At 43.4% G+C, this 24,329-nt stretch carries 22 protein-coding genes and 1 tRNA gene; 13 read left to right on the top strand and 10 right to left on the bottom strand.

The genetic code is table 11. From position 1 onward, the window contains the following. Positions 1 to 67: 67 nt before the first annotated feature. The 3 genes from JMW94_RS15035 to JMW94_RS12815 all read left to right on the top strand — a co-directional run bounded on the left by JMW94_RS15035 (position 68) and on the right by JMW94_RS12815 (position 2,864). Positions 68 to 577 carry a hypothetical protein gene (locus JMW94_RS15035; RefSeq protein ID WP_201604665.1) on the top strand — a complete coding sequence of 170 codons (510 nt, stop codon included), beginning with the start codon at positions 68 to 70 and terminating at the stop codon, positions 575 to 577. Between the two features lie 80 nt (positions 578 to 657). Beyond that, entirely contained in the window at positions 658 to 2,079 is a 1,422-nt protein-coding gene (locus JMW94_RS12820) for a deoxyguanosinetriphosphate triphosphohydrolase (RefSeq protein WP_201604664.1), read from the top strand. A gap of 104 nt (positions 2,080 to 2,183) precedes the next feature. Beyond that, positions 2,184 to 2,864 (top strand): TetR family transcriptional regulator, encoded by a 681-nt coding sequence (locus JMW94_RS12815; RefSeq protein WP_045446867.1) that lies wholly within the window; start codon positions 2,184 to 2,186, stop codon positions 2,862 to 2,864. A 57-nt stretch (positions 2,865 to 2,921) separates the two neighbouring features. Here JMW94_RS12815 and gspK read toward each other — a convergent pair whose 3' ends face one another. From gspK to JMW94_RS12785, 6 genes are all read right to left on the bottom strand, one after another. Beyond that, positions 2,922 to 3,989: a type II secretion system minor pseudopilin GspK gene (gene gspK, locus JMW94_RS12810; RefSeq protein ID WP_201604663.1), complete on the bottom strand. Its 1,068-nt coding sequence runs from the start codon at positions 3,987 to 3,989 to the stop codon at positions 2,922 to 2,924. A 39-nt stretch (positions 3,990 to 4,028) separates the two neighbouring features. Next, positions 4,029 to 4,883 (bottom strand): type II secretion system minor pseudopilin GspJ, encoded by an 855-nt coding sequence (gene gspJ, locus JMW94_RS12805; RefSeq protein ID WP_201604662.1) that lies wholly within the window; start codon positions 4,881 to 4,883, stop codon positions 4,029 to 4,031. After that, complete coding sequence (gspI, locus tag JMW94_RS12800; protein ID WP_201604661.1) at positions 4,880 to 5,371, bottom strand: type II secretion system minor pseudopilin GspI; 492 nt, start codon at positions 5,369 to 5,371, stop codon at positions 4,880 to 4,882. The genes gspJ and gspI overlap by 4 nt, the downstream gene beginning before the upstream one ends. 3 nt (positions 5,372 to 5,374) lie before the next feature. Then, on the bottom strand, positions 5,375 to 6,202 hold the full coding sequence (locus JMW94_RS12795; protein WP_227685524.1) for a prepilin-type N-terminal cleavage/methylation domain-containing protein: 828 nt from the start codon (positions 6,200 to 6,202) through the stop codon (positions 5,375 to 5,377). A gap of 175 nt (positions 6,203 to 6,377) precedes the next feature. Beyond that, positions 6,378 to 7,061, bottom strand: coding sequence for a TetR/AcrR family transcriptional regulator (locus JMW94_RS12790; protein WP_045446854.1), 684 nt, complete (start codon positions 7,059 to 7,061; stop codon positions 6,378 to 6,380). 233 nt (positions 7,062 to 7,294) lie between these two features. After that, positions 7,295 to 8,083, bottom strand: coding sequence for a TatD family hydrolase (locus JMW94_RS12785; RefSeq protein ID WP_201604660.1), 789 nt, complete (start codon positions 8,081 to 8,083; stop codon positions 7,295 to 7,297). Positions 8,084 to 8,343: 260 nt separating this feature from the next. On the opposite strand from JMW94_RS12785, the gene JMW94_RS12780 reads away from it, so the two are divergent. Next, entirely contained in the window at positions 8,344 to 9,009 is a 666-nt protein-coding gene (locus tag JMW94_RS12780; protein ID WP_201604659.1) for an acyltransferase, read from the top strand. A gap of 53 nt (positions 9,010 to 9,062) precedes the next feature. Here the strand turns inward: JMW94_RS12780 and JMW94_RS12775 are convergent, their stop codons facing one another. Together JMW94_RS12775 and tsaA are read right to left on the bottom strand one after the other, a co-directional pair. Next, positions 9,063 to 10,850, bottom strand: coding sequence for a GspE/PulE family protein (locus JMW94_RS12775; protein ID WP_201604658.1), 1,788 nt, complete (start codon positions 10,848 to 10,850; stop codon positions 9,063 to 9,065). 85 nt (positions 10,851 to 10,935) lie between these two features. Beyond that, complete coding sequence (tsaA, locus tag JMW94_RS12770) at positions 10,936 to 11,808, bottom strand: tRNA (N6-threonylcarbamoyladenosine(37)-N6)-methyltransferase TrmO (RefSeq protein WP_413786200.1); 873 nt, start codon at positions 11,806 to 11,808, stop codon at positions 10,936 to 10,938. Between the two features lie 509 nt (positions 11,809 to 12,317). On the opposite strand from tsaA, the gene JMW94_RS12765 reads away from it, so the two are divergent. Beyond that, entirely contained in the window at positions 12,318 to 13,091 is a 774-nt protein-coding gene (locus tag JMW94_RS12765) for a ferredoxin--NADP reductase (RefSeq protein WP_193012877.1), read from the top strand. A 134-nt stretch (positions 13,092 to 13,225) separates the two neighbouring features. Next, a tRNA-Leu gene (locus JMW94_RS12760) sits at positions 13,226 to 13,311 on the top strand. A 65-nt stretch (positions 13,312 to 13,376) separates the two neighbouring features. Here the strand turns inward: JMW94_RS12760 and JMW94_RS12755 are convergent. Then, on the bottom strand, positions 13,377 to 13,622 hold the full coding sequence (locus tag JMW94_RS12755; RefSeq protein ID WP_045446843.1) for a hypothetical protein: 246 nt from the start codon (positions 13,620 to 13,622) through the stop codon (positions 13,377 to 13,379). 509 nt (positions 13,623 to 14,131) lie between these two features. Here JMW94_RS12755 and dinB point away from each other — a divergent pair. The 7 genes from dinB to infA all read left to right on the top strand — a co-directional run bounded on the left by dinB (position 14,132) and on the right by infA (position 22,682). Further along, positions 14,132 to 15,217 (top strand): DNA polymerase IV, encoded by a 1,086-nt coding sequence (gene dinB, locus JMW94_RS12750; RefSeq protein ID WP_201604656.1) that lies wholly within the window; start codon positions 14,132 to 14,134, stop codon positions 15,215 to 15,217. Positions 15,218 to 15,383: 166 nt separating this feature from the next. Beyond that, positions 15,384 to 16,604: a tRNA preQ1(34) S-adenosylmethionine ribosyltransferase-isomerase QueA gene (queA, locus tag JMW94_RS12745; RefSeq protein ID WP_201604655.1), complete on the top strand. Its 1,221-nt coding sequence runs from the start codon at positions 15,384 to 15,386 to the stop codon at positions 16,602 to 16,604. Positions 16,605 to 16,715: 111 nt separating this feature from the next. Then, positions 16,716 to 18,470 carry a FimV family protein gene (locus JMW94_RS12740; RefSeq protein ID WP_201604654.1) on the top strand — a complete coding sequence of 585 codons (1,755 nt, stop codon included), beginning with the start codon at positions 16,716 to 16,718 and terminating at the stop codon, positions 18,468 to 18,470. Between the two features lie 51 nt (positions 18,471 to 18,521). Continuing rightward, positions 18,522 to 20,156: a FimV/HubP family polar landmark protein gene (locus JMW94_RS12735; protein WP_201604653.1), complete on the top strand. Its 1,635-nt coding sequence runs from the start codon at positions 18,522 to 18,524 to the stop codon at positions 20,154 to 20,156. A 184-nt stretch (positions 20,157 to 20,340) separates the two neighbouring features. Next, complete coding sequence (locus tag JMW94_RS12730; RefSeq protein ID WP_201604676.1) at positions 20,341 to 21,426, top strand: asparaginase; 1,086 nt, start codon at positions 20,341 to 20,343, stop codon at positions 21,424 to 21,426. A gap of 73 nt (positions 21,427 to 21,499) precedes the next feature. Continuing rightward, positions 21,500 to 22,339 carry a tRNA pseudouridine(38-40) synthase TruA gene (gene truA / locus JMW94_RS12725; protein ID WP_201604652.1) on the top strand — a complete coding sequence of 280 codons (840 nt, stop codon included), beginning with the start codon at positions 21,500 to 21,502 and terminating at the stop codon, positions 22,337 to 22,339. Between the two features lie 121 nt (positions 22,340 to 22,460). Then, entirely contained in the window at positions 22,461 to 22,682 is a 222-nt protein-coding gene (gene infA, locus JMW94_RS12720) for a translation initiation factor IF-1 (protein WP_045446828.1), read from the top strand. 304 nt (positions 22,683 to 22,986) lie between these two features. On the opposite strand, the gene JMW94_RS12715 is transcribed toward infA, so the two are convergent. Next, the gene (locus JMW94_RS12715) at positions 22,987 to 24,174 is read right to left on the bottom strand and encodes a L,D-transpeptidase family protein (protein WP_201604651.1); all 1,188 of its coding nucleotides are present in this window, start codon (positions 24,172 to 24,174) and stop codon (positions 22,987 to 22,989) included. Positions 24,175 to 24,329: the final 155 nt, after the last annotated feature.

Here is a 24,329-nt window from a genome sequence, read left to right as displayed (position 1 = left end):
GGCTCATATTGTGACCAACTATTTCTCTGTTTCTAGATTTGCCAGTGTTGCGCTTGTAGGAAGTATCATGACAGGCTCTCTATTGGGCTGTCAGCCTAATACAGAAAGTGATACGGTAGTATCCGAAGAAATAACACCCGTAGACGATCACGCTGAACATGCTCATGAAGAGCACGAAGGGCACGATGCTATGGAACAAGGTCATGAAGGACACAATCATGAAAGTCATAGCCACGAAGAAAGCGCGCACGCAGGCCACGATCATGCAGAACATGTCAGCAACAGCACACCATTCTCTTGTGAGCCTACTGCTACTATCGGTGTGTCCTACCATGATGATGCTCCATTGCAGACAGTGCACCTACTCATCGATGGTATCGAATACGATTTGACCGCTACCTCTGATAGCGACGCCAGTACTGAAAAAACCATCTATACCAGTGATATCGGATTAGATAACACCCATGGCATCATATGGCAAGTAAATGGTGACAAAGCAACGTTGCGAAATAAAACATTGGGCAGTAATGTGGCTACCGAAGAGGAAGAAGTGCTTTTCAACTGCCAGAAATCTTAATGTAGTTCTCTGACTATATATCTGTACCAAGGGCGCTATTTTGCTATGCTAGAGGCTCCCTTGGTTTCGGATGTTTCAATATGCTAACTACTCCAACCTCTTTGCCGTCTCCTACTACGCAATGGTCTCATCTCCTCAACTCGCAGCGTCTTGGTGCTGCCAAAAAGTTTAACGCCAATACGAGTACTCGCTCTCAGTTTCACAAAGACTACGACAGACTGGTATTTTCGCACTCCTTTCGGCAATTGAATCAAAAAACCCAAGTCCATCCATTAACCAATCAGCTCGGTATCCATACACGTCTGACTCATTCGCTTGAGGTCTCCTCTATTGGACGCTCTTTAGCAATGATGGCAGCAGAAAAGCTCCATGATAAATTGGTCAGCGGTCTACCAGCAGGCGTATCGCCAGCCGATTTCGGTGTCATTGTACAAGCCGCCTGCCTCGCTCACGATATTGGTAACCCGCCTTTTGGTCATGCGGGAGAGTATGCCATTCGAGATTGGTTTAGGCAGCCTGACACTCAAGCGATATTACAAAAGTTAAGTAGCAACGAGCGCTTGGACTTGCTGGCCTACGAAGGTAATGCACAAGGGTTTCGACTGTTGGCACGTAATGAACACCATCCTGATAAAGGTGGCATGCGTCTCACTTGTGCGACCTTAGGCGCTTTTATGAAGTATCCGTGGCTTGCCTCTCACAGCAACGATGTCAATGATAAACACCACCATCAAAATGTACAAAAATTTGGCTGCTTTTATAGTGAGTCAGCACAATTAGAAGAGCTGGCAGCTTGCTTAAATTTGCCGCGCTCAGAGCAACACGACGGTTTTGCGCGTCATCCGCTGGCTTATTTACTAGAAGCGGCAGACGATATTTGCTATGCGTTGATAGATTTAGAAGATGGTATCAATCTCAATATGCTGACCTATAGTGAGGTTGCCGCCATATTTTATGAGCTGATTGGTGAGCGCCCTAGCAGTATCAATCTGCCCGTACACATGTCTGTCAGGCAGAGCTTAGCGTCATTGCGAGCCCGTGCGATGATGCGCTTGGTCAATACCGTGACCGATGCTTTCGTCGCCAACAGTGATGCATTGCTGGCTGGTACACTGCAAGGCAGTCTATTTACCCATTGTGAGGCAAATGTGCAAAATGGCATCTTGCAGGCCAAGCAATTGGCACGCGAAAAAATATTCAATCACCCAAGCAAAGTACGTATGGAATTGATGGCCAATCAATGCTTGCATCGTTTATTAGATGCTCTTATGCCATTAGCTTGGACAAGTAGTAGAGCAACATCTGATCCTCAATCCATGTCCTTTGAGCAGCAGCGCCTACTAATGTTGTTACAGCCACATCTCGATGAGCATCGGCGGGTATTATCAGATAATGTCTATTATAATATCTTAAATATATTGGACTTTATCACTGGGATGAATGATCATGAGGCGTATCGATTGGCACAAGAGTTACAAGGCCATTGGGGTACGATGGTTTAAAAGACCCGTGCAGGTCTAGTAAATTAACACAAGTTGCGTATTTCAGTCGTATTTTTACGCTGAAATGAGTATGATAAACCCTTATTGGACAATTTTGAAATATTATGAGCAGTCGCGAACAAAAGAAACTTCAAACTCGGCACGCCTTTTTTAATGCCGTGCTTGATTTATGTATGACAGGGCAGTCTTTTAGCTCAATCAGCCTCCGGCAAGTAACGCGTGAGGTTGGCGTGGTGCCGACCGCATTTTATCGGCATTTTGATGACATGGAATCGCTTGGTCGAGCGTTGGTGGTAGAAGAACTAGGCGGTACGCTGGCAATCCTAAGCGATAGCTTACAGATTGGGCGCAAGCGTAGCTTTGATCGCCAAATTGCTAAGAGCATTCAGCTGTTCTTGTATATGGTCAGTGATCAGCCTTATTACTGGCAATTTTTAGTCAGTGAGCGCTACGGTGGCTCAGAAGCTGTACGCAAAGCCATTAATGAACTTGTCAAAAAACATGCTCAAAGCTTGGCTGATGATTTAGCGCTACAGCCTGCTTTTACTCATATCAATGCCTATGACCGTCGCCTACTGGCTGAAGCTGGGGTAAATATGTTCTTTTCTTGGATTATCGATTGGTTGGAGCTGACTTATACTGAAGACCATGATGATGAAATCGATCTGAATGAGATTGAAGAAAATAAACAGCTGATGCTCCATAATTGCACTCGCCAAGCACAGATGTTGTTTTATGGTGCTTATAACTGGAAATCTACGGAAGAGACGCACTTAGGAGATTAGGTGACGTCAGCTATTCTACCTCGGTATTAAGCACGACTCTTTTTAGGTGGCTCAACGTTAGAAACTGGGTCTAAATGCCCATAAACGCTGTGTCACCACTTTAATTTCTTTGGCTTTTTTATTATTGCCATTCTCATTATTTCCATTATTATTGTTAGGCGTGCTGCTATTCGCGTTACTCCCTGCTGCCGCGCTAGCGTCAGTCGCAATTTTACTAATCAATACGGTTGCAAACCGTTGTCTTTGTTGACCAAGATTTGCACTATCCGTTGCGGTAATAAGCGCCATAAAGGCTTGGCTATCGACTGCGAGCAATGGTTTTAACGCCTTTCTCTGATCATCATTTAAGCTGCTCAACATCGGCAATTTCCACACATCATCGATAGAGGCTAACGCCTGCTTTGCCCGCATATCGACCAATCCCTGCATCTGTTGGCTGGTTGCGCCATCTATCAGTGCAGCCAGCAAAACTGGACTGGCAGTATTGACATTAATAGGCACATAATAAGGAACCGCCGTAATATAAGGACGTAGTGCTGCTAGTATTTCAGCATTTACCCCTCGAATCTCTTGCAACTGATCGACACTCACCAATGCTTGATTGGGCAAAGTCTTACTCGCTGAGCCACTTGATTGCTGAGAATAAACCACACTCTCATCACCACCATCTTGATAAACGTCGCTATCCGTATCTTGATAATCAAGAACAGCAATGGCAATATCAGGTTCCAGATTTAATTGTGTCAACAGCCTTTGAAATATGGCTAAGGTGGCGCTATCAACCGCGCCATTCTGATATAAATTATTAATATTAAAACGACTGGCTTCATCACGCAATTCGATACTGATGCTATGATTGGCTAAAAGATAAGGCGGTAATGGCTGCGCCCAAATGTCTTGCTCGCTATCTGTGTCATTCAGCTTATCGTCAGCACGAATCATCGTGATGGCCAATTGCTGACCAGCATTGATATCTTGTGACAGCTGATTTTGATCAAACAATAAGCCGCTACGCCTAATAGCAATCTTTTGACTGGCAAGCATCGCCCCCGCCACCACGGTAATACTGACCACCAATAGTAAGATAGTGAGCAGCGCTACTCCGCGCTGAGAGTGCGCTGTCATTGACTTAAGCCGCCTTTATTATTGACCCAGTGGTACATTTTAAATATTACTTCCTGCATTGTTATTTACATTGCTATTCGGGTCGTCATTATTAGTCTTATCACTACTATCGTTATTGCTACCATTGCCATTATTAGCAGCATTGTTATTGCTTTTGTTGGTATTGTTAATTGGCATTGGTTGAGGAGCAAGCGCCCACTGCCAAGTGATGGGCATATCCTGATAAGTAAAATTGACAGCAATGCCTTTGGGCAATAAAACCACTGCTGGCTTGACGTTTATGGCATTGGCCGTTTGCCCAGAGGTTGTATTTGTACTGCTATTGCCGTTATTACTGCTGTCTTTATTGGGAAATTTGGTGCTCAGTTCAGGTAAATATGCTTGCCAACGCCCTGCGGTAACGCCTTCTAGCAATACACTGTCTAGGCTGATGCTATCGCGCCCACCATCGATGCTGGTATATTGGCGGCGAATTAAACGCTCATCTGCAAAAATGTATTCGATATGCTGGACACTCATGCTACTTTGATAACGTGGATCAGGGTCGGCAAAACGAACAAAGCTGACATGCTCACCATCCAAGCTCATAAACGGCTCAGGCACTGTTTCATTGGCTTGGGCGCTATTGTTTGTGCTATCACTGGCATTTGTACTGTTATTTGTCATACTGATATTTTGAGTATTTGGTATTTGATAAGGGATAATTTGCCCCATATCTTGCTGTAGCTGCAAATAAGCATATTGCAAAACAGCTAAGTTATCAGCATGAAATTGTGCACGTTCGCGAGCGCGGTTGACGCTATCAAACACCTGCCAGCCAGCCACCGCCAACATCGCAAATATTGCCATGGCGACCATCAATTCAAGTAGCGTAAATCCACGCTGCGACTTCACGGATTGCCTCCAGACTGCCCTGCAATATCAGCACCCAAACTGCTTAAGTCCAAACTACCAACGTCTTGCTCCGCATTGCTCAATATTACGTTGATATCAGTCACGGCTGTGCGCGTCTGTCCATCTATAATGGGTGCGACAGCGATATTCACCTCTTTTAAAGCAGGCGTAATGGCATCACTGACCGTCATCACTACTTGCCAATCACGCCCTTGAGCATTGATTGTTTGTGTGCGATTGGCCGTCAGCCAAGTCTCTTGAATACGCAAATCAGCGGCCGCATTCTGTGCGACAAAATGTGCCAGTGTGCGTGTGCGTAAGACATCCACTGAGCTGAGATAAGCACTACTGGCACGGCTAGCAGCCACAGCAACAACCGCTAAAATCGCTAACGCTACCATTACCTCAATCAGAGTAAAGCCGCTTTCATGCGATAGCATTGGCTTTTTGTTTATGTCAGCAGATATAATGTCATCCTTATCTATCATCAGCTACATCCCTTGTCCGATCGTCATACTACCATCAGGCATAATGGTAATGACCTCGCCCACCAGACGCGAATTGTGCAGCACCTCAATGGTAACAGGCGTTGCTTGCCCTGTACCAAACCATAATATTTGTGGGATTGCTTGATCGGCAAACCAAGGCTGCAATGTTTGCCCCTGTTCAGGCATTGATAGATTGCCAGCCTCCAAGCTTTGCACCCTTAAACTAACCCCAGCAGGTAACTCCGGCAAACTGACTTCTGGCTCAATCTCCCAGCTAGGCACTGGCTGTTGCTTTCCCATCGCCCCCGACATACCTGTCAGGTCAGCAGACAATTCCATCGAATTTTTAGGCGTGCTGTCCATGCTATTTGACGGGGTATCATTGGTCTGATAGGCAGTATAAGGATTTGATAAAGTAACAATCACAGGAGCTACTTGACCTTGTTTATCTGCTTGTAAACTTAAACCCATCGGCTGCATACGCTCAGCAGACAACAATCGTACATAGCTCAGTGAATCCGTTAAATGCTCATAAAAAGCACGGTTTTTACGCGATTCACTACTACCCACCGACAAGCTCATCATGCCAGCAAAGATAGATAGAATAACGACCACTACTACAATTTCGACAAGGGTGAAGCCCTGTTGTACCTGAGCAAAGTTTGAGGATTCATAAGGGGAAATGTGAGCGTTTCGTACTAGAAAGGATTTATGCTGATAAACCAGAGGTAAGAGATATCTATCCGTGTTTTTATACTGCAAATATTGATGACTTAAGTGTGAATAGCAAGTGACCGCTGAGCTGGACGGAGTCTTGGCAGTGACCGGCATATTGCACCTATAAACCTACAAGTAGGTTGTGGTATGAAGAATAAAACTATGATTGGGCGCTAAAGCTGGTAAGCATATACCCATTTTTAGCATGGATGCACCGTGCTGCGATAATGAATATAGCAACACGAATTTAAAAAAATTGGGTTAAAAGACCATAAGTTGAATAAAGATATTAATAACTGGTATTACGGTGCTCTTCTGACTCAGTATCGATTTGCTCTACCAACTCCTGCATATCTTCATCCATCACCTCATCGTCGGCCGCAGGATAATGGCTCGGCAACTCAAGCATTTGCTGAACGAAAGCATAACGTAAGGTATCACGGCGACCCAAATACCGCTGGTAAAAGCTTGAATTTAATAGTCCAGCACCGCCCTGACCCATCGCCCAAATCGAGGACAAATAGTCGCGCGTGCTCAAACTACTATGCTGCTCTTGTAAATACGCACTGATAATGTCAATCAAGCGTTTCATACGCTGACGGCGAATATCATATAGCTCACCAAACAATCGATTAAGACCCGTCACTGATGCCGCCAAACGCTCTTCGATTTGATTGAGCAACATGGCTTTTTGTGGATTAAATAACTGCTGAAAGATCATACGAGCAACGCCTGCTGATGGACAATCATCAATACGATTAATCTCAAACAGTTGTTCTTCATAGCGGATAATAATACGCAAATAGAGTTCATCTTTACTGGAGAAATGCTTGTACAGTGTACCTTTAGCCAGATCCAGCTGGTCTGCCAAACTGTCTAAAGTAATATCACCATCGCCCGACTCAAGTAGCAATTGCTCTGCCATCGCTAAGATATTCTCTTCTCGTGCCTTGAACTGATGCTGACGACTCATAATCTCTCCTAAAACCTGACAAGATTAAGCATATGACTGTCCTGTGGGTGAATGCATCGGCGACAAGCGTATAACATCATACAAAGTCTGCTCGAAAAACACCAAAGGAGATATGCTTATGTTTGCTAAATAGTCATTGATAATCATAGGCTTACGCTCCACATCATAAGTTCAAATAACGTAAAGCAACAGGACTGTATCATAAATGACTGAGTGGTCATAGCATAACCATTTTAGTGATACTGTGCCAGTAAATTCTCAAAGTTTTTTGCAGTTAATGCCCCAACATCATCGCTACTACAGCCATACATCTCTGCCAGACAATTGGCGACATACGGTACGTAGGCAGGCTCATTCGGTCTACCACGCTTGGGCACCGGTGCTAGATAAGGACTGTCAGTTTCGATAAGCAGTCTGTCTCTAGGCATATTTTTTGCTGCATCTTGAATCATTTGAGCACTCTTAAAGCTAACAATGCCCGAAAATGAAATATAAAACCCTAAGTCAAGTGCACGTTTGGCCGTCTCCCAATCTTCGGTAAAGCAATGAATAATGCCATGTTCAGCGCCTTCTGATTTTAGGATGTCAATCGTATCTTTTTTGGCATCACGCATATGAATGACGAGTGGTTTCTTCAGGCTTTGACTGGCATGAATATGGCGAGCAAGACTGGCTTGCTGCTCTTTTTTGTTTTCCGTTGACCAGTAATAATCTAATCCTGTCTCCCCAATCGCCCATACATGGTCAGCATCAGCCGTTTCGATCAAACGCTCAACTGTCGCTGATTGCAAGACACTGATATCTTCACAAGGATGAATACCGACGCTCATGCCAAGATTTAGCGCCTCATCACCGTAGGTGCTGACAATATGAGCAATCTCATCATATTCAGCAAAATCACACATAATCGCCATTGCCCGAGTGACATTGGCTTCTTTCATCGCGTCAATCGCGCCAGACAATTGACCATCATACTTGGTTAAATCTAAGCGATTAAGATGACAATGGCTATCAGTAAACATAAATAATCTCGTTAATAAACATGAATGAATAAAAAATATTAGGTTTAAAACCTTAGAGTATTGATTGCTCCAAAGGCAGCTGTTTTCAAGCAAAGTTTAGCGTTACACTATCAAAGTTATGGTTAACCGTGTCTGAAACGGTATCAAAACTGACTATATTCTTGACATGAGCCTTGATATAAAGACAGCTAATCAACCATACAAGCCATTTGCTAGCGAAAACATTACGCCTTCTACTCACTTTTCATAAGCCCATCATTATGAACCATAAAAAAACCATCAGCCTTTCTCCGATTATAAAAACATTATTACCCAAACAGCTTTATAAAAAGCGGTTTTTATTACAAGACAAAGGGCTCAATAATCATATCAGTATTGCCAAAGATGCACGCATCATTGGCAATTCGACCATTACCATTCGTAAAGGTCATGACAATCAAATTACTATCGGTAAGGGCGGCAAATTTAATGAGTTAAAAATTGACATCAACGGCAATCACAATCAAGTCACGATTGGAGAGAAAGTTAAGTTCTCGGGGCAATTATTGGTTGTCGGTAATCATCTGCATATTTATATCGGCAATAATACCACCGCTATTGATTGCTATATTTTGGCGCGTGATAAAAGTGTGGCCATTGGTCAATCATGCATGATATCACGTGGTATCGAAATTCGAGCGACTGACGTTCACAAGGTCTATGATATAGACACTAACGCGCGAGTGAATAAGGCACATACAGACGTCATTTTAGGAGACCATATTTGGATTGCCGCCAATGTGACCATTTCTAAAAACGTCTCTATCGCCAGTGGTTGTATTATTGCAGCAGGGGCATTTGTCAATAAACCAGTTGAGACGCCCAACTGCATGATTGCTGGTACACCAGCCAAAATTATTCGCCAAAATGTACGCTGGGAGCGTTAAAAAGTTAAGTTACAAGGCAGCCTTTTACCATAGCAAGCGTTAGCCGTTTGATGTCAATGCAATGGCACCACTCGCATTACTTCTTCTATAGTCGTTACCCCTTCACTAATACGCTTTGCGCCCGATAAGCGCAATGGCTGCACACCTTCGCGGTACGCTTGCTGCTTAAGCACATCTAAATTGGCATCGGCGGCGACCAGTTTTTTTAGCTCATTTGACAACGGCATGATCTCGTACAGACCAACGCGACCTTGATAGCCCGTATGACGACAATGCTCGCAGCCTTGCGCCGTATAAATTTGCGCTGGAGCGGGCGCACGCCAAGGTTGAACCAATTCCTGCCACTGAACAGCAATTTCACTGTCTGGGATCACGTCTAGGGCTTTTTTGCAATGTGGACATAACGTGCGTAGCAAACGCTGCGCCATGACGCCTAGTATCGTCGCTGAGGTTAAAAACGGCTGAATACCCAAATCATGCAAGCGAGTAAGTGAGCTTGGTGCATCATTGGTATGCAACGTCGAGAGCACCAAATGTCCAGTCAGTGATGCCTGCACTGCCATATTGGCGGTTTCGGCATCGCGAATCTCACCAACCATAATGATGTCTGGGTCTTGGCGCATCAAAGAGCGAATGCCTTCAGCGAAGTGCAAGTCAACCCCTGGATTGACCTGCATTTGGTTGAAAGCTGGCTCAATCATCTCGATAGGATCTTCAATCGTACAGACGTTGACTTGTTCTGTGGCGAGCTGCTTGAGCGTACTGTACAACGTCGTAGTCTTGCCTGAGCCAGTCGGACCAGTGACCAAGATAATACCGTTTGGATGCGCCGTCAGCTCATGCCAAGTCTCGAGCTGTTTACCTGACAAGCCAAGCTGAGCAAACGAGCGCACCAGCACTTCAGGGTCAAACACCCGCATGACCAGCTTTTCGCCAAAGGCAGTGGGCATCGTCGATAGGCGCAGCTCAGTTTCTAGACCTTTTGGCGTACGGGTTTTTAGCCTGCCATCTTGTGGTTTGCGTTTTTCTGCCACATTCAGTCGTCCTAATATTTTAATCCGCGCCGTCACCGCGACAATGATTGCCAATGGCATCTCATAAACGGTATGTAGTACGCCATCAATACGAAAACGGACTTTACCCGTCTCACGGCGAGGCTCTAAATGGATATCACTGGCGCGCTGCTCAAAAGCATATTGCAACAGCCAATCGACAACTCTGACAATATGTTGATCGTTGGCATCAGGGTTGGTATTGTCGCCCAGTTGCAATAATGCCTCGACATTGGTGACATCAGCCGCCGCCCGTTTGTGGACACTATTTGCTCCTGCAATCGCTTGGGTGACTTGGTAAAACTCTTGACGGTAGCGATTGATTTGCTCAGGATTGATATAAACCGTACGATAGCTTTTAGACTTGATTAATTTTTCGATACTTGTCTGCCACTCAGTACAAAACGGCTGGTCTGTACCGATGACGACTTCATCATTCGTCACTTCAATGGGCAAAATATGCTGTGAGCGGGCATATTCAAAGGACATTAGTTGAGTGACGGCTGGGACATCGACTTTTAATGGATCAATACGGACAAGTGCCATGCCTGCTTTGGCCGCCAACCATTGATTCAACCATACCAAAGTCAATTTATGCTCAACATTTTTATCCAGTGCATGACCGTTTGGCAGACCAAACTCACTGATGGTCAGGAGTGGATGCTGCGCTTTATCACGGCGGCTCGTCATCACTAAATTGTAGCCACGCTGATCAATCACTTTATCTGCCAATAGTTCATCTAAGCACCAACGTAAATCAATCACGATTGAATATTTCTGAGCAGACATTTTTTTCTTCTTTTATTATTGATGCGTTATTTATTGAGGAGTGATTTATGGATAATTCATGCGGCAGTAATGGCGTCACTGGGCACTATAAGCTCACTTTGACAACAGCTGTTATCTGCAATTGCCCTGATTCTATCAACTGGAAGCTCACATCGACAGACTTATAACGCATGACAAACGGCGTATGTATCTCCGCGCGACGATAAGCTGGACGCGGGTCTTGCGCAATTAATGCTTTAATAGTCTCGATATCAGCAATGAGCAATTGCTCTTGCATTTGTTGAATAAGCGTCTCCACACTATTATTTTTTGCATGAATAGCTTTCTTATTATTTTTATTTTCAGTTTCATTGTCATTTTTATCGCATCGTCCAGCGTCAACCAACATCATAAATTGCTCGTAAGCAGACTCCGTAATAATTATCTCTAATAAATCTGGCGCAGTTGGCGCAAACCCGCTTTTTGCATTACTGAGCGCATCGCTATAAGCGACATAGGGCTTAATATCGATAATCGGCGTACCATCTATCATATCCGCACCGCTAATAATAAGTAACACGCGCCCTTCTACAACCTCGATACTTTCAAGCTTGACGACAGATAACCCAAGCGCTGAGGGTCGATACATACTGCGACTGGCAAACACCCCTATTTTTTGATTGCCACCGAGCCTTGGTGGGCGGACTTGCGCACGAAAGCCAGTGCCGCTTTTGCCAATGTGAGTGTCTTTATTGGTATAGTTATAATGAAACTGCCAACTGATCCAGATATGGCTGAACGCGTCTAAACCGGCAAATGCTGCTGGCGAGTCATAAGGCGCTATCATCTCGATGATACTGGTGAGCGCAACCAAATTCGGCTGGCGTGGCGCACCAAATTTCTGTGATAGCGGCGCACGATGGTAGCCAATCATTGGCGCATGGTGGTAACCCGCCAAAGAGATATTATCATCAGACATCATGTTTCTCCAAAAAACCGTTCAATAGTCAGCATCTACTTTTATGAGAGCGTTTAGCGCATATTATCTAGTGATACAAAATTACTCACTAACGATATTCCATTTTATCATGCCGCATCGTCGCTACCAGACGGATTTTTATTTTAAATTTTGGTATTATGAGCCATAAATTCGATGAGAGCCTTTATTTTTCAACCCTTATAAGCCATCTACAGCAACAGCCATTGTCGTGGTTTGACAGGTGACAGATTCAGTCGTATCTATCCTTAGACCTTATCAGTCCCTCTCCTGATTTTAAATGCTTAATAAGGTGTTAGAATATCGCCCCATAACATTGGTTAAAACATCGGCTATGCTACTTACTTTGCGTGACAGAGGTTTTAAACGATTGGCTGTTCTAATAGTGATTGAAAATTTACTACCCTTCTATACCCTTTTTCATTGAAAATTTTAATTTAACACTCATTTAAACTTAATAAAACCGATAGCAACTTATTAACGAGGACTTTATGTCAAAACTTCGCACCGAAACGGTCACAGAGGTTCATCACTGGAATGACGCTCTATTTAGCATCAAGACAACTCGCGACGATGGCCTGCGCTTTCGTAATGGCGAATTTGCGATGATCGGAATCGTTGTCGATGGCAGACCGCTATTGCGCGCTTATTCGATTGCTAGCCCGAACTACGAAGATCACTTAGAATTCTTTTCTATCAAAGTTCAAGATGGCCCATTAACCTCGCGCTTGCAGCATATCAAAGTCGGTGACGAGCTGTTGGTCAGCAAAAAACCAACGGGCACTTTGGTACTAGATGATTTACTGCCTGGCAAAAATCTTTATATGCTCTCTACAGGCACTGGACTGGCGCCATTTTTAGCATTGGCACGTGATCCTGAAGTCTATGAACGCTTTGAAAAAATCATCTTGGTACATGGTGTGCGCCATGTCGATGATTTGGCGTATCGTGATATGTTTGAAAATGAGTTACCTAACGACGAGATCTTTGGTGAATGGTACCGTGAAAAATTCATTTACTACCCGACAGTGACTCGTGAGGAGTTCAAAAATCAAGGTCGCGTGACTGACTTAATGACCTCAGGAAAGCTCTTTGAAGACATTGGCTTACCACCGATGAATAAAGAAGACGACCGTGTCATGATCTGCGGTAGCATGCCATTTAATGCTGAAGTTTCAGCGATTTTGGATGATTTTGGTTTGACTGTTTCACCACGCATGGGTGTCCAAGCAGATTATGCCGTTGAACGTGCTTTTGTAGGCTAAACCAATTTAATTGAAAATTATATCAAATAATTCTTGACGGATAAAAATAGGCTGCTATAATACGCAGCCTATACAGAGTTAACCCTGTAGCCCAATTCGATAATCTCTATCTAATAGACCTTATCTTCTAACATGCCAGTGTGATGGAATTGGTAGACATGACGGATTCAAAATCCGTTGCCTAATAAGCGTGTCGGTTCGAGTCCGACCACTGGTACCAATATTAGTAACAAATCAGCCTCCTCATTAGGAGGTTTTTTTGTGCCGGTAATATTATTGCTTCACTTACTTCTCTATTTCAGATTGCAGCACCGCAATTATCTTAATGGGCACGGCAAACTCCCACGGCATGCCAGCATTGCAATAAAAATGTCCGTCACGAAATGACACGATATAAGCCGTAAAATCATTACCACAATGATCCATCATTGCTTGCTCATCACTATCATCACAAACCGCACACCATACTTTTTTATCGCCGCGTGCTAGCATCGCCCTTGTTAAATCGCTCCCTTTTAGTTCATTATTCATCATCAGCTCCTTAGTCATTCTAAACTCTCTAACATCAAGCTCTTAAAGAGTTAATTTTACCAAAACTCCATTTTCGATCTTGGCATGAGCGATAAGCAATGTCTTTTTTACATAGTCATAGAGGCGCACAAGGCATTACTTATTGTTTTACAGTCATCCATTAGCGCGGATACTATATTGTAAAACACCAGAATCAAAACTGTAACATCTAAATGTGAGATTTATGACAAACGGTGAGGTGGATACGACAGGTGGTGCAAGAGTACAAATGAGTTTGATTTACAGCAGACCTAAACAATTCAATAGCAAAAATATGTTTGCTAAATACGATTTTTTTTGAATTAATACTACTGTTTATTATTAACTAACTCTATAATATATAAGATTTATGACATATAAAACTATTCATATATCATTGCTAGCGTTCTACTAACCTAGCAAAGGAGTCTATCGATAAATTTAAATTTTGATACTCAATCAAAGCGCTTGAATCAGGTAAAATAGTGAGTATGACAACTTCTATAAATGCTAGCCCCCGTAAAATCATTCATATAGACATGGATGCTTTTTATGCCAGTGTGGAGCAGCGTGACTTTCCTGAACTGCGCGGTAAGCCACTGGTGGTTGGTGGCGATCCAAGTGGTCGCGGTGTGGTCGCGGCAGCCAGCTATGAAGTACGTAAATTCGGTGTACGCTCTGCCATGTCTTGTTATGAGGCGCGTAAACGTTGCCCAGAAGTCATTTTTGTTAGACCACGTTTTGAGGTTTATCGCGCAGTTAGTAGCGATATTCGCCAGATTATGTACCGCTTAACGCCGCATGTTGAACCATTGTCTCTAGATGAGGCCTATCTCGATGTTACAGGGCTACATGTCCATAAAGGCTCAGCGACCTTGATGGCGAACTGGCTAAGGGCACAAATACTAGCGCATACTGGATTAACGGCCTCAGCAGGTGTGTCGTTTAACAAGATGCTGGCTAAAATTGCCTCTGATACCAATAAGCCCAATGGTACGGCCATTATCACGCCAGCGGACGCTGATGCCTTTATCAGTACGCTACCTATCGAGCGCTTTCATGGTATTGGTAAAGCCACTGCCAGGCGCTTACATGCGATGGGTGTAAGTACTGGCGCGGATCTCAAGCGAATGCAAGCGGCTGTATTGGTGCAGGAGTTCGGCAAGCGTGGGCAGTTTTATCACGATATTGCCCATGGGCGTGATGAGCGTGCTGTCAAATCTGAGCGCGCGCATAAATCTGTGGGTTCTGAGACCACATTCAAAGACAATCTAAGTGATAACCATGAATTACGTATACAAATTTATGAACAAAATGCTGATGCCTTTCATCAATTGCAACAAAAACAGCTGGTCGCCTATACCATTACTCTAAAAGTTAAATACGCAGACTTTACTCAAATCACCCGCTCACACACGCTATCGACTGCCTTTAACAGTGCTGATTCTGCCCATTATTGGTTAGACAAACTGTTTTTAGACATTCCTCGTGAGCTACCTATCCGCTTAGTCGGTGTTACTTTCTCTTCATTAGCACCTGCCGCCCAATTGTTGCCGCAGTTAAATTTATTTGACTAACATACTGACGCTCATTGCTTTTGTTAATGATTCATTCTAACAATTAATGCTTAGGCTATTTAATGTACAAGCCGTTTTGTGCGCATGAGTCGTTACTAAACTGTCCTTTCATGACATCGTTTCTGCTACAATTACGCCAAAATTTACATTCATTTAAAGATTGATTATGACCGATTTTCACACTATAGATTCTACTACTGCCGCCTCAATTGATGCCGAAAAAAACAACAATGATTTGAATTATTTGAGCGTCGATGACTATGATTATGAGCTGCCAGATAGCCTGATTGCACGCTATCCTCTCTCACAGCGTTCTGCCTCAAAACTTTTGTATTTGCCCGCCAATAATCAAAAAGACTCTACGCTTGTAGAAGATCGCTTATTCACTGAGTTACCTGAGTTATTAAATGAAGGTGATTTGATTGTATTTAATGATACAAAGGTGATGAAAGCACGCCTCTTCGGACAAAAGGATACTGGCGGTAAGCTTGAAGTATTGATTGAACGTTTGGTTGATATCTCAGATTTAGAGACAGCGACTTTATATGTAGAGGCTGAAAAATCTGTAGAAGCTGCAAATGACAAACCCCTGAATCAAGAACATATTGCACTTTGCCATGTTAAAGCCAGTAAAGCGCTCAAACTTGGACAACACTTGCAGCTTGCTGACGGTCATATGAAGGCGGTGATGATTGGTCGTCAAGACAACTTATTTATTTTAGCGTTTGATGCGCCGATCTTGCCGCATTTAGAGCTTTATGGTGAGCTGCCTATTCCACCCTACTTTGAACGTCATGCGGATGAGACAGACAATACTCGTTATCAAACTGTTTTTCATGATCCAACCAAGCTTGCGAGTGTGGCTGCACCGACTGCAAGCTTACACTTTGATGAATCGGTACTGAGCAAACTTGCGGCAAAAGGTATTCGTACGGCTTTTGTGACTTTACACGTTGGTGCTGGTACATTTGCGCCAGTAAAAACGGACAACTTGCTCAATCACACCATGCATAGTGAGTATGCACATTTACCACAAGCAACCGCTGAGCTCATCAATCAAACCCATGCGAATGGTAAACAAGTCATCGCTATTGGCACCACGGTCACACGCGTGCTCGAAACGGCTTATCAAAAAACAGCCGTTAACGGGCAGCCTCTCTCCAGCTGGTCAGGTGATACCGATATATTCATTTACCCAGGGTTTAAGTTTGGTGTGATAGATCGATTGTTGACCAATTTCCATTTACCCAAATCAACGTTATTAATGCTGGTGTCGGCATTTTCGGGTAAAGATGCCATTGAGCATGCTTATCAACATGCGATTAAAGAACACTATCGCTTCTTTAGTTATGGCGATGCAATGCTGCTCGACAGAAAGCGAGATTAAACAATACTTAAACATTTTTTGCATTGTCCACAACAGTTGTGAAATAAACTGGTAAACTAAATGGTATTTTGTTATAACAGCACAGATAACTTATATCTTAAAGGTCTGCACATGTCTTGTCATTTATCTCATCGGTTGACTACGGTACATCGCGCGGTCTCGATGGCACTACTTTGTTCCGTAGGCTATGCGGCTCTCGTATCGAGTGCACAAGCTGCAACGATTGGCAAGACTGTTGTGACCTCTGCCCAGCATGAGCCGCTAGCTGCGAGCATTGTGGTCAGTGATATTCGAGCCGCTGACTTTTCAGCAAGTTTGGCAAACTCTACTATTTATCAGCAAATGGGCTTAGCCCAAACTGATTCGATGACCGTACGCTTTAAACCTACCTCAGCGACCAGCGGTCAAGTATTTATTACTACCTCAAAACCTGTATCTACACCTTTTGCTGATGTGGTTTTAAACATAAATGATAAGGGTCAACGCAACGTCATTCCCAAGACATTGTTGATGCCGCTCAATAGCCGTTTGCCCATTGACACGCCTAAAAACATCGTTACTGGCGCAAAAAAACCGAATCTACCCAGTGTGTCCTCTAATACGGCTAAACCATTGACTGTTAGAGAAGGTGCACCGCCGCCATTAACATTATCGCCCATACTAGCGACTACTCACTCGTCAACGAGCGAGTTGGTGGCGTCTAAATTGCCAGCACCTAATATCCAAGCACCTACAACGACTCCTACCTCGCAAGGCAACAATCTTGCTTATGCGCCTAGCCGGCTAGATAATGGTCGTTTAAACAACGTTAACAATACTCTTAACGCTAACGACAATGATCGTAATCCAACCAGTCGATTAGACAATGGTCGCTTGAGTGCAAATGGCAACGTTACCACAATAGGTAACAGCAATATCAACCTCAATTCTGCTAAGAATGTAGCGAATGATACAGCCCTAGTCAATAACAAGACCATGCCAATAGATAATAGTCTATCAGCGACAGCTGTCACTGATAAACAGCTCGATATTTTGAATATCCAAGTCACTCGCCAGATACAGCCGAGTAGCAAATCAGAAGCTGGCATGATGACTGCTTCTCCTATTATGCCAACGCCGAGTGACAACAAAGTGAGTACCGCAAAAGCCAGTCTTGATACCAGCAATACAGCTGTCGCCACTGTCCCATCTAGTGTCACCAACAACGCCTCTATCAGTACGGCTGCCAGCACTACTACTGCGTCCCAATATCAAGTACAGCGCAACGACAGTCTATGGGTTATTGCACAGCAAATTGCGCAAGAAAATGACTTAGACATTCAAACAGTAATGAAGCAGATTCAGACACAAAACCCTGATGCCTTTATTAATAAAGACGCGGGTCAACTCAAAGCGGATGCCAAGCTTAGCTTGCCCAGTTACGATGTTGTACCATCACAACAAAAACTAGAAGCGGCGATTGAGGCGCAAAGACAATATAGCCGTAGAGCAAACACACCTGTGGTAAAAAAGGCTGCCAAAGCACCCTCTAAAAAACCGTCTGAAACAAATCAAGTCGCTAAACAGCGTAAAAAACCCATGATTACTAAAACACAAACGCTGCCAAAAGCACAATTTTCAGTGCTCGCACCTGGTCGTAATGGCAACGCAGATGGCACCCAAGCAACATCAGCAGCGACAACAGGCAATGGTCTCAGCACAGATATATTAGCCACGCTCAAGGCCTCAAGACAAAGTACGGCAGCTCAAGCTCAGCAGCTGTCAAAAACCAGCAGTGCACTTGATAGCTATACGAGGAAAATTCAATTACAAAACCAAAAACTGGCTGAGCTCCAAGCTCGTCTCAAAAAACTACGCAATCAATAATTGCCTAACTGATCAACGCAGTGTGCTGTGATCATAGGCGTGGGAGTAACTATGGACAATATGCTATATATCATCGCCGGATTGGTACTTATTCTAATAGTAGCCGGTTTACTATTGTACAAAAAGAAAGCGCAAAAGCCCTCAGCGCAGCCGGGCATGAGTACCGCTACGCCAGCTCCGATGCCAAAAACGGATCACAACACTCCTGCCCAAAGCCACAAAGATGATGACAATAAGTTTGATCATATTACGATTGCCCAGCGCTTCATGGATCAACAGCGTTATGACAAAGCCATTGAAACCCTCAGTCGCGGCCTAAGAGAAAAACCGAATGATGGTCAATTATCTGTTAAATTACTCAGCATCTACGCGACTATTAATCAGCCAGAGAACTTTAACAAAGTTTATGATGCCATCAAGACGCAAAGCGACCCAAAAAGTCTTGCGCTAGCTGATGAGTTAAAAGCTTTATTTTCGGAAGAGCAAAATCAAGTCGCAGCAAAAGAGGCACCCGTAGAAGATAATAGCCATTTTGAAAGCATAGATTTTGACTTACCGATTCATCAAATCGATAGTAAGAACGCGCTATCTGATCAGCCAGCAACCTCTGAAGATAACCGTAGTACGCTGATAGACGACAGCATGTCTAATTCGGCAGTAACAAATACATCTTATGAGGCCAGTCTTACTAGCGACAATGTAGAGGATAACTTTGATCTTACGCTGAGTGATTTAGAGAGTAATATTAGCGCATCTGAGGCGACTGATACGACGCCAGTCACGTCATCATTAGAGATGACAGATGATGAAAGCCTGAACACTGACAATATTGACATAACTGATACTGATGTTGCGGTGTCCGCAGAAGATAATGATCTTAGTGATTTTGACTTTAGCTTTGATTCATCTGAAGAAACTGATGCGCAGGCAACGGATTCTGTCATTCCAGAACGCCCTGATAGTATTAACGATGAAATGACGCTAGAAGATGACGCATTCATTTTAGACTTTGATGATCTAGCAACTGATGTCGATAAAGGTGTTGACGAAACTGCTGAAGCATTGTCTATCAACACTGTCCAGAATGACGAAGAAAATGATTTCACTTTGTCTTTAGACAGTCTCGATGCGCCAAACGATATAGAAACATTAACAGAAAGCGAAGCACCTGTACTTGAAGAAAATAGTGATACTGATAACTTCATTATTGAAGAAGATCGTTTTGAAACTGAGAGCTTTGAAACTGAAAGCTTCGAAACTGAGAGCTTTGAAAATATTAATCTCGAAGCACAATCGCTTGATAATAATGATTCAGAATATACTCTTGCTGAAGAATCTAGTGTCACACCGATAGCCCCGCTGCTATTCGATGATAACTCTTTATTAGACAATGAATTCGATACTCAATCTTCAACAGCACTCAGCCTAGTTGCTCCAATTGAGGACGAGTCTACCCTTACCGCCGAAGATGCTGCTGAAACAGCAGAAGACTTTTCCTCGCGCTTTGCGGCCGACTTTGACTTTGTCAAATCATTAGATAGCACTCAAGTTACGCTGGATTTGGCAGGCCAATATTTACAATTGGGTGAATACGACAGTGCCAAACGCTTATTGAATGAGGTATTAATTCAGGGCACTAGTGAGCAACAGAACCAAGCAAAAGTATTACTAGATCGTACTGCGTAAAAGCCCCATCGTTCTTTGGTCAGCAAGTATTCTATAACACTAAGAATACTTGCTGATTTTTTTTGCATTTAACCTTTATACTATTTATTATTACTGAGCGCTATTAGCTATTAGCATCCAACCTTAAACTCTCTTTTTTATCACATACTTCTTTATTACGGCTCATACTATGCCATTTTCTGCTATGACAAATACATTATCCAATCCTGTCCAACTCATTTATGCTGGCGGTACTTTTGGTAGCTATGGACGACCCTTAGCACCGTTATCAGCAGAAATATTCTTACCCACTTTACAGAAGCTATTGACTGACCAAGATAACGCTAACCACCTGCCTCAAATCTCATGGCTGGATAATGCCTTAATTAAAGACAGTAGCCAACTTACCCCTAACGACTTTGTACATTTTTATCAGCTTTTGCTAGCAGCCTATGCACAAGGCGACAGGCGTTTTGTGCTCATCACTGGTACAGATACTTTGAGTTATTTGGGTGCATTTTTAGCAGAAGCATTTGCTGGCAGTGATATTTGTATAGTCGTCACTGGTAGTATGCGCCCACTGTTAGACAGCGAGGTGATACATTCCTATGATATCGATGACCATAGCGACGCATGGGATAACCTCAGCGATTCATTAAAACTGGCTGCTGCTGGTGAGTCGGGTGTGAAGATTGCTTTTGGCGGTGAGTCTTGGCCTGCGCAAACGGTACAAAAAATTCATAGCCATGATTTAATGGCATTTACGGGTCACTCCAGAGCTGCCTATCCTGCCAATAGTTATATCAAAAACTTACCGGATACCCGCCGCCAGCATTGGCTCGATGATAAGCAAGCAATGATTGACCATATCGAATCTCGAGCTGAGCAAGCACGCATTCATGCTTTATATTGCTTGCCAAACGACACTGAGGTAATGACTAGCCAGCTACAGGCATTATTATCACAGCCGCCATGTGGCATTATCCTATTAGGATTTGGCGCAGGTAATGTTCCTTATTCGCAAGCGCTAGCAGAGGCACTAGAGCTTGCTTATAAAAACGGCCACATGGTGATATGCGCTAGCCAATCTCCATTTGGTGGTGTCAGTGACAGCTATGCGGCTGGTAGTTGGCAATATGATTACCATGTGATTGCTGGCGGACGCTTAACCATTCCCGCTATCTATGCACGACTGTTATGGCTATTGCTGCGTTATGACAATCCCGCTCGGCGCAGACAACGTTGGTTGAACAATGTCAATCAGGCGGGCACCACTATCAAAAAACGTTAGACTATCGTTAAATATGTTTACTTTATAATAACCAATACGAAAATGTCCAATACCAACCATGTCCGAGATTAACATGTCCCAGATTAACAGCAGCAACGCTGAAACGCCCCCAATCTATACATTAGCCATTGCAATTGAGTTCTTGGGCACGCGCTATCATGGCTGGCAGCGACAACGAGAAGTATTAGGCGTACAAGAAGCGTTAGAAACCGCTATCGGTAAAGTTGCAAATGAGGCGGTAGAGGTCGTCGCGGCTGGTCGTACCGATGCAAGCGTCCATGCCAGCAATATGATTGCCCACTTTACGACACGTGCCTATCGTCCTACTCATAACTGGCTGCGCGGGGTAAACAGTCTATTACCTGATGATATCGCCCTGCGGTGGATTCAACCTATGCCTGACGACTTTCATGCGCGTTTTGGTGCCATTGCCCGTCGCTATCGCTACATCACGCTGAATCAAGCACAGCGCCCTGCTATTTTGAATCACCAAGTCACTCATATCTATGAACCGCTCGATTTAGCAGCGATGCAACTGGCAGCGGCTGAGATCGTCGGTACTCACGATTTTAGTAGCTACCGCGCCGCTGCTTGCCAGTCTAATCAACCAGTACGCTCAGTCAGTCACGCAAGACTCTTTGCCCATGGTCAGTTTATCGTTTTTGACATTCAAGCAGATGGATTTTTGCATCACATGGTCCGCAACTTAATGGGCACCTTGTATGCCATCGGTCGCCACGAGTTACAGCCAGAAGCCTTTTTAGATATTTTAGCCAAAAAAGATCGTACTATCGCACCGCCTACTGCCTCTGGTGATGGTCTATATTTTATCAATGCTTACTATCCTGAGCATTTTCAACAACGACTGCCAAATGCTCCTTTAACCCCCATTTGGCTAAATTTACCTGACTGAATAAATAGAAGTTGGCATACATAACGATTACAGGCTGTCAAGTAAAAACCTAGTGCTGTATTGCTTTAATCCGCTAACTTACGTATAATATGGGCTTATTTTTAATTGATTGATACCAACTATGGCAAAAGACGATATTATTGAATTTGAAGGCGAAGTCATTGATACCCTTCCAAACACCCTGTTTAGAGTTCGTTTAGAAAACGGACACGAAATCATTGCTCACATCTCAGGTAAGATGCGTAAGCATTATATCCGTATCTTGACAGGTGATAAAGTTAAGGTCGAAATGACACCTTATGACCTATCAAAAGGTCGTATTACTTATCGTGGCAAAAACTAATTTCTTACACACTAAAATGGTTATAAAAGCATTTATATAAATACAGCTGGTTGCTAAATGGCTTCTTTTCGCTGATAGCTGATATAGACGCTTGGGTGGTTTAACTGATAATAATAATGAAAATGCTAACCTGCTCATTATTGCCTATCAATATTTTAGTGATTCAGTCTTAGTTATTTGTTTTTATCATAAAAAATACCGCTAAATTTCAGCGGTATTTTTTTGTCTAAATTTTATGAGTTGACTTACTTTCAAATTTTTAAATCATGATTAATAAGTAGCATGATTAAGAAATAGTGAGGCATTATTTAAACTCGACAGTCGCACCGTTTTGAATCACCCCTAGCAAAGCAAGTGCATCCCAATTTGTCAGGCGTATACAACCCGCTGATGCTTGACGGCTAATACGATCAGGATCTGGTGAGCCATGAATACCATAAGAAGGCTTACTAAGCCCGATCCATACCGAGCCCACTGGATTATTAGGGCCAGGTGGAAGAATAGACTTGCTACCGTCTTTAGCAGTATAAGTATAATTAGGCTCATGCACCTTCACCTCTACCGTATGTGTCCCTGTTGGTGACGGTGTTGCCGTACTACCTACTGTGGTCGGATAGCTGGCAACTAAGTTGTCTTTATCATCATAGGCATATAGCGTTTCAGTGGCTTTATCAGCAACGACTCGACTGACAGGCTTGGTATTTGGGTTGCCAGGATTATAAACTGTGATGGTTTCACCCGCCGTAAAGCTAGCCTTAGGGTTTAACGCTTTAAGATAGCTTTCACTAATATGGAATTTTTCTGCTAGCCCTTCTGTGATGCTCTCGTAATACAATCCCTCAAGTTTGGATTTGGCTTCAGCACCAGCTGGTATTTCTGTCATTTTAATATTAACATCCGCATCAGTTATCTGATAACTGACTAGCACTGGCTGCACCGCGAGTTTTTCATTCTTTGTCAGCGCTTGCCATGTTTCGTTGTTTAGCGTGTCAGTGACTGCCAAACCATTTGCTTGTTGAAACGCTTGCATGGCCTTTCGGGTATTTTTGCCCCAATAACCATCAACAGGACCCACACCATTGTGATGCCAATTTAATAAGGCTTGCAATTTAGTACCGATGATACGGTCGATATTCATACCCTCTTTCCAAGTGGCATTATTCACCTTTTGCGCAGCAACTGATAAATTGTCTGTCGTATACTTGATAGTAGGTAAAAATTTGTTCGAAGCATTTGCGGTTTTGCTATCACGTGCTGACTTTTGGCTAACGCCATTGGTCACAGGGCTGACCTCTTCAACAGTATTAGCATTATTTTTGCTAATACTGGCTTCATTGTTATTGGTCGGTACTTGGTTGTCAGAGTTATTGGTCGGTGCTTGATTGTTAGCATTTACACTATCCAGTGGTGCTGCAACGCTCTGCCCCATAAAAACTGCCGTAGAAAAACCAATCATAGCTACTGCCGTGCTGATTTTTTTTAATTGATACACCTCATGCTCCTAATTTTTTATAAAAATAATCTCTGCACACGACAAAAAAATCATCCCCACCCGATTTTCATAGGTTTAGGGGTTAAAAAGCTAACTAACTGTCGAAATACAGTCTTATCATTGTTAAAGAACACCAAGTGAAGGCCCTCAATCAA

Origin of the sequence: Psychrobacter immobilis, from assembly GCF_904846185.1 — a bacterium.
Lineage (GTDB): Bacteria > Pseudomonadota > Gammaproteobacteria > Pseudomonadales > Moraxellaceae > Psychrobacter > Psychrobacter immobilis_B.
This window is presented reverse-complemented; position numbering and strand designations above follow the sequence as displayed.